14 protein-coding genes and 1 pseudogene are annotated in these 9790 nt (G+C 44.2%); all 15 read right to left on the bottom strand.

The window, feature by feature from the left end:
* The coding region (gene hmpA, locus VF500_RS25305) for an NO-inducible flavohemoprotein (RefSeq protein WP_330862337.1) at window positions 1–1056 on the bottom strand (1056 nt) is incomplete at its 3' end.
* Window positions 1057–1096: 40 nt separating this feature from the next.
* Complete coding sequence (locus tag VF500_RS25300; RefSeq protein ID WP_330862336.1) at window positions 1097–1393, bottom strand: hypothetical protein; 297 nt, start codon at window positions 1391–1393, stop codon at window positions 1097–1099.
* Between the two features lies 1 nt (window position 1394).
* Window positions 1395–1688 (bottom strand): cupin domain-containing protein, encoded by a 294-nt coding sequence (locus VF500_RS25295; protein ID WP_330862335.1) that lies wholly within the window; start codon window positions 1686–1688, stop codon window positions 1395–1397.
* Between the two features lie 199 nt (window positions 1689–1887).
* Window positions 1888–2274, bottom strand: coding sequence for a group III truncated hemoglobin (locus tag VF500_RS25290; protein WP_330862334.1), 387 nt, complete (start codon window positions 2272–2274; stop codon window positions 1888–1890).
* Window positions 2275–2316: 42 nt separating this feature from the next.
* Window positions 2317–2460 carry a hypothetical protein gene (locus VF500_RS25285; protein ID WP_330862333.1) on the bottom strand — a complete coding sequence of 48 codons (144 nt, stop codon included), beginning with the start codon at window positions 2458–2460 and terminating at the stop codon, window positions 2317–2319.
* Between the two features lie 44 nt (window positions 2461–2504).
* Window positions 2505–2912 carry a cytochrome C gene (locus VF500_RS25280; protein ID WP_121230170.1) on the bottom strand — a complete coding sequence of 136 codons (408 nt, stop codon included), beginning with the start codon at window positions 2910–2912 and terminating at the stop codon, window positions 2505–2507.
* Entirely contained in the window at window positions 2909–3175 is a 267-nt protein-coding gene (locus tag VF500_RS25275) for a hypothetical protein (protein WP_330862332.1), read from the bottom strand. Before VF500_RS25275 ends, VF500_RS25280 begins: the two co-directional genes overlap by 4 nt.
* An 18-nt stretch (window positions 3176–3193) precedes the next feature.
* A complete protein-coding gene (locus VF500_RS31825) occupies window positions 3194–3811 on the bottom strand; it encodes a c-type cytochrome (RefSeq protein ID WP_414688594.1) in 618 nt (205 codons plus the stop codon).
* Window positions 3796–4237, bottom strand: a pseudogene (locus VF500_RS31820) (cbb3-type cytochrome c oxidase subunit II); the annotation flags it as partial. The gene VF500_RS31825 and the pseudogene VF500_RS31820, both read right to left, overlap by 16 nt.
* A 5-nt stretch (window positions 4238–4242) precedes the next feature.
* Complete coding sequence (locus VF500_RS25265; protein ID WP_330862330.1) at window positions 4243–6393, bottom strand: cbb3-type cytochrome c oxidase subunit I; 2151 nt, start codon at window positions 6391–6393, stop codon at window positions 4243–4245.
* 118 nt (window positions 6394–6511) lie between these two features.
* Complete coding sequence (locus VF500_RS25260) at window positions 6512–6949, bottom strand: RrF2 family transcriptional regulator (RefSeq protein ID WP_199719451.1); 438 nt, start codon at window positions 6947–6949, stop codon at window positions 6512–6514.
* Window positions 6950–7034: 85 nt separating this feature from the next.
* Window positions 7035–8153 carry a PAS domain-containing sensor histidine kinase gene (locus VF500_RS25255; protein WP_330862329.1) on the bottom strand — a complete coding sequence of 373 codons (1119 nt, stop codon included), beginning with the start codon at window positions 8151–8153 and terminating at the stop codon, window positions 7035–7037.
* 22 nt (window positions 8154–8175) lie between these two features.
* Window positions 8176–8520 carry a hypothetical protein gene (locus VF500_RS25250; RefSeq protein WP_330862328.1) on the bottom strand — a complete coding sequence of 115 codons (345 nt, stop codon included), beginning with the start codon at window positions 8518–8520 and terminating at the stop codon, window positions 8176–8178.
* Window positions 8520–8933 (bottom strand): hypothetical protein, encoded by a 414-nt coding sequence (locus VF500_RS25245; protein WP_330862327.1) that lies wholly within the window; start codon window positions 8931–8933, stop codon window positions 8520–8522. Before VF500_RS25245 ends, VF500_RS25250 begins: the two co-directional genes overlap by 1 nt.
* A gap of 154 nt (window positions 8934–9087) precedes the next feature.
* Window positions 9088–9790, bottom strand: a 703-nt coding sequence (locus VF500_RS25240; RefSeq protein WP_330862326.1) for a sensor histidine kinase, incomplete at its 5' end; no start/stop codon positions are given.

Raw genomic sequence — 9790 nt, 5'->3', positions numbered from 1 at the left:
TTGGTTAAGGTCAACCCAGCCGGTATATAGGTCATCGGCTACTCCCTCTTCCACTTCGCTGTAGAAAATGTGCTTTTTAACCTCTTCGTTTTTACCTTCCCAATGTTCGATAACTTCTTTAAAGGCATGCACATTTTTATCACGGCAACCGTGGATCCAGGTTTTTGGTCGCTTGCTGCCACTTTTGATCAGGCTTTCCATCATGCTCATTAACGGGGTTTGACCAACGCCGCCACTTATAAAAACTATCGGATGATCACCGTCGCTGCTTAGCGTAAACCCACCTGCCGGTGCCGATACCTCGATGATATCACCTTCATTAACAAAATTATGCAGGCGGTTGCTGATCATACCATCGGCAAGTAGCTCGGTTCCGGCCTCGCGTTTCACTGAAATACGATAATATTCGCCGTTTGGCGCACTTGAAATACTATATTGACGAGGCTGCAACAAATTAAGCTCAGGCAAAAACAAACGCACACTCAAAAACTGACCGGGTGTGAAATCAGGCACCGCACCGCCATGTGTAGGATAAAGGTAAAACGAAGTGATCTCTGCCGATTCTTTTACTTTTCGCTTTACCACAAATGGCCTCCAGCCCGTCCATCCGCCCTTTTTTGCTACCTGTTTGCTGTATAAATTTTGCTCATGCCCGGCCATGATAGCTGCCAACTGGTTGTAAGCAACCGTCCAGGCTTCCAGTAACTCAGGTGTTGCTGCATCACCCAATACCTCACTTATTGAAGCAATAAGGTGTCCGCCAACAATGGCATAGTGTTCAGGCCTGATATCAAGACTGGTATGTTTTTGACCAATGCCGTCAAGTACAGGCATTAATACTCCGGGGTTTTCAATATGTTCGGCGTAAGCCAGTACGGCCATAGCCAGTGCTGTTTGTTGTTTGCTGTTTTGTTGGTTGCCCATGTTAAACACATTTTTAAGCTCGGGGTTGTGGGTAAACATCCGGTTGTAAAAATGAGTTGTCAACAATACTCCATGCTCCTTCAATACAGGCACTGTGGCCTTAACCAGCTCTTTTTGTTCTTTAGTAATCATCGTATTAACAGTATATATTTATAATTATTGCTGCGCCTGTTTAGCCCTGTATCAAAAGGCAAATGCTATCCTCAAGGGCCTGCAGGCTGTGCAGCACGTTTATTGGTATTTCAAAATCAGCGTCGCGCTTTAAATCAACTGAGCGTTCATGTTCCTTATACAACACGTTCCCTTCGGTTACTATCAGTGTGGCAGGTACGGCGGTTTTATGCTCTTTTAAAACCGCTCCTTTTTTCAGGCCGATAGCTATCATTTTATAGCCATGGCCTTGCTTTAATACTTTAACTACCGGGCCTGTGGCCAATGCCATTTGCTCCCGCACTTGTTCTATTATCATATTAATTAATGTAAATATTATCAGTCTCCAGGTATTTGATCTGCGCACCGTTGGCCAGCACAATCCAGGCTTTAAAATCATTGATGACTTTAAGCATATGCTGTTCATTGGCCGGGATCAGGAATGTTTCGCCTTTGCTCAATTCATAAGTTTCGCCTGCGTATATGAGCAGGGCATTTCCGTCTTCCACAATCAGGTAAGCATCTGATGTCGCTATATGCCTTTTCATATTTGCACCGGCCGTAAGTTCAATTTTAACCACCTGGAAGTGCTCGTTTGTTTGAAGTAGTTTCATTGCATTTGATTTTAAGTATTTGATATGTGGCTTTCATTCCCTCCCTCGGGAGGGGTGCGGTTGTTAAGTGCAGTGGCAGGGAGGGGTTTATGCGCTTTGCCTGTTGATTAGCTTCCTAATGAAACCCCTCCCTACACCCTCCCAGGGGAGGGAATCGCACATCCCATTGGTCGAAAAAACATCTATTTAGCGGCGTCCACTACATGATTACCCTGCCCGACCCACCTTTCATGTTGGCCAGCTTACTCATAAACATTACGGCCATCAGGTTTGCCCTGTTCTTGGCATCATCAGCCATCGGACCGACAAAGTGATCGTCAACTGTTTGAATAAACAGTTCCAACCAGCGGTTAAAATGGTCGTCACTAATAGGCAGCGGCGCATGTTTAGCAAATGGATTACCCTTAAACCCCGGCACACCGAACAGAGCAGCATTCCAGAAAGCGTACATTTTATCAAGGTGCGGCTGCCAGTCGTCTTTTATAACGTCAGCAAAAACGGGTCCCAATAAACCGTCAAGCCGCACCCTGGTATAAAATTCATCAACCAGTATTTTAATTGATGTTATGTCTTGTATATCGTTCATTTTTTGTTTGTTCAGTTACTTGTGGTACAGATCATTGCGCTTTTAACTGTCACAAATATTATTTTCATTAAGCACAGAGGCCTGGTTGAGCCTAAATAAGTTTGTCATCCTGAGCGATAGCGAAGGATCTTCTTCAATATGCAAAGCCGCTATACAGAGCGAAGAAGATGCTTCGTACCTCAGCATGACAAAGGCTCTTTAACTTTATTACTCAATCACTAATCTCTCCCCTACAGCTTCACCGCCAGCGATGTGATAATGAAATACCCCGTCCATGCTACAAACAGGATGATCCCTACCACCAGCCACCAGGGGATACTTTGCGGGGTTTCGCTGCCCGCCAGCATAAAGGTTTTCTGATCGCCTTTGCCGTAGGCATTGATCATGAGGGGTAACACGCCTTCCACGATTTCATCTTTCTTTAAACCTTCAATAGCTATCGCCGGGCCATTTCGTACCACAAAGGGAATTAGCTTGATACCCTCCTTGCCCTGGTGGTCTTTACTTACAACCTTTAGCACATGGTTGCCATCGGTCAGCTTGCGGGTGTCCAGGTCAAAGGTTACCGGTGCCGGAAATTCCCCTATCGGCTTCAGGTCCTCGTCAATAAATAAGGTTACAAAACTTTGATCTCTCATGGCTTCAAGTCGTTTAAAATCATCCGTTTAATATGTTCCTGATTCTTTTCACCGGGCTTTATAAAGCATTTGATGGTTGCTACCAGCACGTACAGCGTAATCGCTACCATTACCAATACAATAAGGTAATCCCAGTTACTATCGGGGCCCGCACCATGGGTTATACCGCCGAAACCGGCGGGTTGTTGCTTTTTACAGGCCTCACAAGCCATTACATCCAGCTTAAGGATGAGCATTAACAGCAGTATGATATATTTTTTCATTTTGTGGAGATCTTGATTTTACTTTTTAGCTATTACGGTTTCGGGTTTATCAAATGTGGCTATGATCTTTTTCACATCATCGGCTGTCACCTTTTTGGAGTTATTACCCCAGCTGCCACGTTCATGATTTACGATAGCCGCAACCTCTTCGGGTTTCAGGTTATTGTTGGTACCTACAGCAGGCATTACGCCGTACCCCTCACTTGCACGGCCATTATAGCCCTTCATAATAATGGTTACCTGCACCTCCGGGTTATCGTCAAGCACTACCTTGCTGCCTTTTAGCGCAGGAAATGCGCCAACCAAGCCTTCGCCATTTCCCTGGTGACAGGACTGGCAATTGGTGGCGTAAAGTGCAGCACCATCAAATTGTGGTTTGGCGGCTCCGCCTTTACCCGGAGTTGTAGCAGCGGCCTTGTCAGCATCGCTTTTTCCGTACAGGAATATAGGCACCGGTTTACCATCGGGCAGGGTAATTTCTTTTAACGAGCGCAGATAAGCTACCAGCGCCACTGCTTTATGCGATGCCACAATTTTGCCGGTTATCCCCCTCTTAAAATCATCGGGTACGTTCACTACCACATCATTGGGCCAGGCGTAATCCTTGATGTCAAACAGCCATTCATATGATGGCATAACTGACTCCGCCACTACCGAACGCGGGTTAAACAAATGCAGGTAATGCCAGTCGTTACTTGGCTGGCGTGTGCCCACATTAGTCAAATCGGGTCCTGTACGCTCGGAGCCCATGAGGGTGGCCGTATTGCGCCAAACATCCGTACGGGTAATATTGGCGTAATCGGCGGCTATGTTGGGGCGTGCGCCCCAAACTTTGTCCATTTCTACATTACGTACCTGCTGGGTATGACAGGCCACACATCCTTCGGCAATAAACACTGCCTTGCCTTCGGTTTCAAGGCGTGTTAATGGCTTACTGCCCGGCAGCGGGGCATTATTATTCTGACTGGTGAATGCCGGCCCTATCGCCACAAAAAAGGTGAGCAGCAGGAAAAAGCATAACGCGGCAGTAAAAAGCTTTTTATGATTGTTATAGATTTCCATAGTGATCAGATTTCGGCGTTAACGGGTATAGTATCTAACTTCTCAAAAACTTCCTTCCTGATATCGGGATCGCTTTTATGGCCCGAGAACATCACATACATGTTCCAGGCAAAAACCAGGTGCGATGCCCACATCAGCGAGCCGCCAATGGCACGCCACAGCCAGTAAGGGGCCATCAGCACTACCCCATCAATAAATGGTTTTCCATCGCGCCAGGCTATACCTTTTAGCGTACCACCTATCATAAGCGGGATGGTGTAAAACAATACCCCTATCAGCGCCATCCAGAAATGAGCACCAACAAGTCCCTGTTTAGGCTCGTTACCGGTAAGCCTCGGCACTATGGTATAGATGCAAGCCCAGAGCATAAAGGCTATGATGCCGTACATGGTGAGGTGTGAGTGCGCCACCGTAAAATCAGTAAAGTGCCAGATAAGGTTGGTTTCCCTAAACGCTTCGGCCGTGCCCTGCGTGGAACCGGTGAAGTAGAACAGGATGCCAACAATGTAGAACGGCAGTGTATAGCTCCGGCCTATCTTATTAAAATTGCCCCTGAAGGTCATCAAAAAATTGGTGGTTCCCGAAAATACCGGGATCAGCATCCCCATACTGCCTACTATAGCTACCGTTTGCAGCCACCATGGTATCGAACTGAAAATGAAGTGATGCGTACCTATCAGCGTATAAAACAATATCTGCGACCAGAACGCCAGGATCCCTAAACTGTAAGAATATATAGGTGTGTTTAGCTGCTGCGGCAAAAAGTAATATACCAACCCCAGGTTAAAGAACATAAACCACATACCTACGGCCTGGTGCATGTAATAACCCTGTACAATAGTTTCGCCAAGGCCATCCTGATAAAAGGGCAGATAGCCAACCGTTACGATCACCGTTAAAAACATCATGGCTGAAACAATATACCAGTTGGAGATATAGATCTCTTTGGTTTTACGCTGCGCTATGGTTTGGATATAATTAAACAGGCTTACTACAATACCTCCTGCAAAAAGCGCCATAACCGGCCAGATATATTCACGGTACTCACCGCCTCCGTTATTGATACCGGCCATCAGCATGCCGCTGCCTATGATAATGGCGGCATTCATGAGTACCAGCGAGTAATATCCCCGTTTAATACTATAAACTACGGTATTGCTAACTGTGGATACCACATAATAGCCGAGGCCTAACATGGCCATTGACGACCAGCCCCAGAAAACCATATTGGTATGCACCGGTCTTAAGCGGCCAAAACTCAGCCAGCTGATATGGTCGGCATAGGGAGATACAAATTTGATACCGATATACTCGCCTACCGAAGTACCCAGCACCAACCAAAACGCAGCGCTGCCCAGGTACCACATGATCAGTTTTACCAGTTTAGGATCAGCCTGGTGCTTATGCGCCGCTTTGCGCTTGGAAGCAAAAAACCGGGGGCCATGAACCTCATCAACATTGAGCAGGATGCCTTTTGAGTCTTCAGCCTCAATGGTGCCTGCCAGCTCATTGTTGGTTAAATGGTAATCGAGCGCTTGTTTACGCCTGATGATTTCTTCATATATCGCATCATCGGTATCAACCGCTTCTGCCAGTTCCCGGGTTTCTTTTTTTACGCGGCTGTAGCGGCTTTTAACGGCCACATTACGGATCTTTAGCCCTATTAAAAAAACCGTCACCACCAACGGAATAAAGATCAGCGTAAGCATGATGATCATACCGGGGCTGGTCAACACATTTTTACTTTCGGCCGGTGTTTGCGCATGGGTAACTAATGATGAAAGCACCAGCAATAGCACCATAACAGCAGTAAAACCGTTATTGCCCCCCTTGGCTTTGTTGATCGTCTTTTTACGGTGGTTTCTGCGGCTGATCAGCTGATCAAGCTGCCGGCTGTCCAGGCTGTTTATTTGCCTGAAGATCCATTTATCCCCATTTCTCTCGCGTGCTGCTTCATCTTCTTTAAGGCCGCGTGCCAGGCGAATAAGCCAAAGCAGCAGCAACAGTAAAAAGAAAATGGTAATTGCAATAATGATGCATATGCCGGTATTAAAAGCGGGGTCGGGCTTCAACACATCGGCTGCATAGGCTGCTGTGCCGGGGGTAAGCAGCAACATGCCTATAAGGCTGAGGATTAAGTAGATTTTGAGTTTCATATAAAATATATTAATACCTTTTTATCTTTTTATTTGTTAGTTTCGGTACGCTCTATAATTTAATTCATTAAAAATCGGGATGATTTGACCGCGCCTTTAACCTTTTTGGCGGGTCGGGCTATTTTTTAAGTACTACAATTCCCAGGTTCAGATCTTCGTTGAACTGGCCTATGGTGATAGATTCAAGCATGTTTTGCAAACGGTTCCTTACATCTAAAAAATCATGGTGAAGCGGGCAGGGATTTTTTGATGAGCATTCCTTTAACCCTAAACCGCAATCCCTGAATATGCCTCCGCCATCAACGGCTTCTATTACATCCGACAGTGGGCGGGACAGGCTTTGTGCATCCAGGTAAAAACCGCCGTTAGGCCCTTTTACCGATTGAATGATGCCCCTCTTGCTCAGATCCTGAAGGATCTTGGCCAGAAAATGCTCGGGCGAATCAATGTTTACGGCTATTTCCTTTATGCCTACCCTACTGCCATCCGCGGTGTGTTGGGCTATAAAAAATACCGCCCTTACCGCATACTCACATGTTTTTGAAAATATTCCCATTGCTTTATAAAGCAAAAGTAGTTATTTCGATCAATAATAAAAGATGTTTTTATCTTTTATTATTTCATTACCTGAATATGACTTTTTAAGCCATCAATTTTACCGCCTCCTGCCCGGTGTTATTAAATTTATTTTGTTGACTAAGCGGCAGGCTAAAAGAAAATACAGCTCCGCCGTTTTTCCCGTTTTCGGCCTTTACCGTACCGCCATGTTTTTGAATAATATTTTTCACAATGTATAAACCCAGGCCCTTACTGTTTTTTTGCCTCACCGATTTTTGATTGCACTGGTAAAACTTTTGGAACAGCGCCTGGCTATTTTCTTCGTTAATACCTACGCCCTCGTCATGTACCGATACTTCAACATCATTTTCATTGCGGTCGATATTAATGTTGATGTGCGAGCATGGCGGCGAAAATTTGGCTGCGTTGGTTAAATAATTGATTAGTACCTGCGTGATCTTATATTTATCCCCTCTAACCAAAATACTATCGGCAGTGGGATATTTGCTAAAGCGGTGACCCGGGTAAAGGATCCTCATTTCACCGAGCACAGTATCAACCAGGCCATTAACATCAAATAAACTAAAATTGAATTGTGCCGATCTGTCATCGCTGGTTGATGGCGATAAATACTCATCAATCAGCTTGGTCATGCCGTTAATATGCTGGTCAACCATGTTCAACAACCTTACCGGCTGTTTATTGATGCTGTGTGCAAGGTGATTGATCAGAAACTGGGTATTAAGCTTAATAATGGTTAAAGGTGCACGTAGTTCATGGTTTACAATGGCCATACTCAGGCATTCTTCATTAACTTTTTGTGTAACATCTTCAATGGTACCAATCATTTGTTCGGCAGTGCCCCATCTGCGTGAGTATAACACCCCGGTAAGCTGGATCCATTTTTCGGTGCCGGATGGAGTAACAATTTTTACCTGTTTTTCAAATTTAGTCCCATTAAAACAGGCAACCTTAAACTCATGGATCAGCCCGCTCACCTGATCAGGCTTAACCAGTCCAAAAAGTTCTTCAATTTTTTCATCATACCCTTTTGATAGTTCAAGGATCTTGCGCATCCGCGGGCAAAAAGATACTTTATTTGATTTGAGCTGAATTTTCCAGTTGCCTATATACGCTGCTCCTATGGTATGTTCAGGTATCACACCTGCCCTGCTTTCCATATTTTTGATTTCCCTGTTCATTTGGATATGTTTTTCTTGGATTTTATTTGATCACTGATAGATTTAACCTTATTACGCTATTGAACTTTGACCACAACCTTAATGACATCCCTTTAATGTACGATCTGTAATCGCTCATCAATATTCCCTTCATGTCATGGTTCATTAACCGGATACCATACACCAAACTGCACTCATGATGTTTACCTGATGATGTACAGTGATATGTTTCCACGATCTCAAAATCATCGGGCGAGATAAGCTCATTATATTGCAAACACCTGATATGTTCGTTCTCAATAACAAAATCATGGTTAAAGCCCCGCTCCTGCAGATCAATAATGAGGTTTATCAATTGTTCATCATCGTGGTGCATATCAACATTCATTAAATAGGTGATGCTATCAGTTCATTTTCAATAGTATTATTAACTGCATTGGCTTTGTAAAGCCATAAGCGGCCTTGCAAAGCCATATAAAGGAGAAGCAATAAAGCCTGTACGGCAACGAGCGATACAGGTATGCTCATTGCGAAGTCGGTGCTGCTGCCTATGAGCAGTAAAGCCATGTCTGCAGATATAAAGCCTAAGCTCATTTGCTTAAGCACAGGCCTGCCCGGCGTAAGCATAATAACCAGCAGAGCAAATTTTATATAACAAATAACATACAGTACTATTATGAAAATTCGGGTTGGCACCAGCGGCACCATCAGGCTTGTACTAAGTTTGATGAATAAGCCTGTTGTTATAAACATCAGGATGCTTGTAAGAAAAGCTACTGCAAAACATTTGAACTTTTTCATAGGCTGAACGTTACATGTTATCAGCACAGTTAAAAATGTTTAATTATTAACTGTTGTTTAACAATGTAAAGTTCGGTTTGGAGATACCCGAAATCAATGTACTAATTATGGTTTCAGTAGTACAAATTACGTATAGCCTAATTCAATTACACCTTTAGTATTGCACAGGATAGTTTTCATTTCCGATATTTCCGAAATGCTTTTCGGCCCGGAAAATAAGTGTGATTACTACACCATTGTTATTTTCCATTTTAAAACTCCCTCCAAGCTGCTTGCTTAAGGCCTTCATCATTTCCATACCTAATGATGATGCCTCTTTTATATCAAAGTCCTCCGGCAGGCCAATGCCGTCATCTGCTATATTCAACATCATATTATTATCATCAAGCACCCCAAGCGAAATGTTTATATACCCACGCCTGTTCGGGAAAGCATACTTAATTGCGTTGGTTATAGCTTCATTAAGCATAAGGCCAACAGGTACGGCCTGGGCAACATCCATTTTAACTGCCTCAATTTGTTGTTCAAACCTGATTCCACGCTCATGGGCGCTATAACAATCAGCAAGATAGCTGACCAGTTCACTGATGTAGACCGCAATATCAATATAAGCTACGTTTGAGCTGCTATATAATTTTTGATGAATGAGCGCAATAGCCTGTACCCGGTTCTGACTTTCACGAATAGCCGCGAGCGCCGCATTATTTTTCAAAAATGCCGATTGAGTATTAAGCAGGCTCATCACTATTTGCAGGTTATTTTTCACCCTGTGATGCACCTCTTTCAGCAACCAGTCTTTTTCGTCAATCAGACGGTCTTTATCTGCAATTAAGTGCTGTAGGGCCTGATCTTGCTCG

The organism is Mucilaginibacter sp., assembly GCF_036383575.1.
Taxonomy (GTDB): Bacteria; Bacteroidota; Bacteroidia; order Sphingobacteriales; family Sphingobacteriaceae; genus Mucilaginibacter.
This window is presented reverse-complemented; position numbering and strand designations above follow the sequence as displayed.

Coding starts and splice junctions, on each gene's coding strand:
- VF500_RS25265 (WP_330862330.1), bottom strand. CDS start 6,393: ATGAAACTCAAAATCTACTTAATCCTCAGCCTTATAGGCATGTTGCTG.
- VF500_RS25295 (WP_330862335.1), bottom strand. CDS start 1,688: ATGAAACTACTTCAAACAAACGAGCACTTCCAGGTGGTTAAAATTGAA.
- VF500_RS25255 (WP_330862329.1), bottom strand. CDS start 8,153: ATGAACAGGGAAATCAAAAATATGGAAAGCAGGGCAGGTGTGATACCT.
- VF500_RS25300 (WP_330862336.1), bottom strand. CDS start 1,393: ATGATAATAGAACAAGTGCGGGAGCAAATGGCATTGGCCACAGGCCCG.
- VF500_RS25245 (WP_330862327.1), bottom strand. CDS start 8,933: ATGAAAAAGTTCAAATGTTTTGCAGTAGCTTTTCTTACAAGCATCCTG.
- VF500_RS31825 (WP_414688594.1), bottom strand. CDS start 3,811: ATGCCATCATATGAATGGCTGTTTGACATCAAGGATTACGCCTGGCCC.
- VF500_RS25290 (WP_330862334.1), bottom strand. CDS start 2,274: ATGAACGATATACAAGACATAACATCAATTAAAATACTGGTTGATGAA.
- VF500_RS25285 (WP_330862333.1), bottom strand. CDS start 2,460: ATGCTGAGGTACGAAGCATCTTCTTCGCTCTGTATAGCGGCTTTGCAT.
- VF500_RS25275 (WP_330862332.1), bottom strand. CDS start 3,175: ATGAAAAAATATATCATACTGCTGTTAATGCTCATCCTTAAGCTGGAT.
- VF500_RS25280 (WP_121230170.1), bottom strand. CDS start 2,912: ATGAGAGATCAAAGTTTTGTAACCTTATTTATTGACGAGGACCTGAAG.
- VF500_RS25260 (WP_199719451.1), bottom strand. CDS start 6,949: ATGGGAATATTTTCAAAAACATGTGAGTATGCGGTAAGGGCGGTATTT.
- VF500_RS25250 (WP_330862328.1), bottom strand. CDS start 8,520: ATGAATGTTGATATGCACCACGATGATGAACAATTGATAAACCTCATT.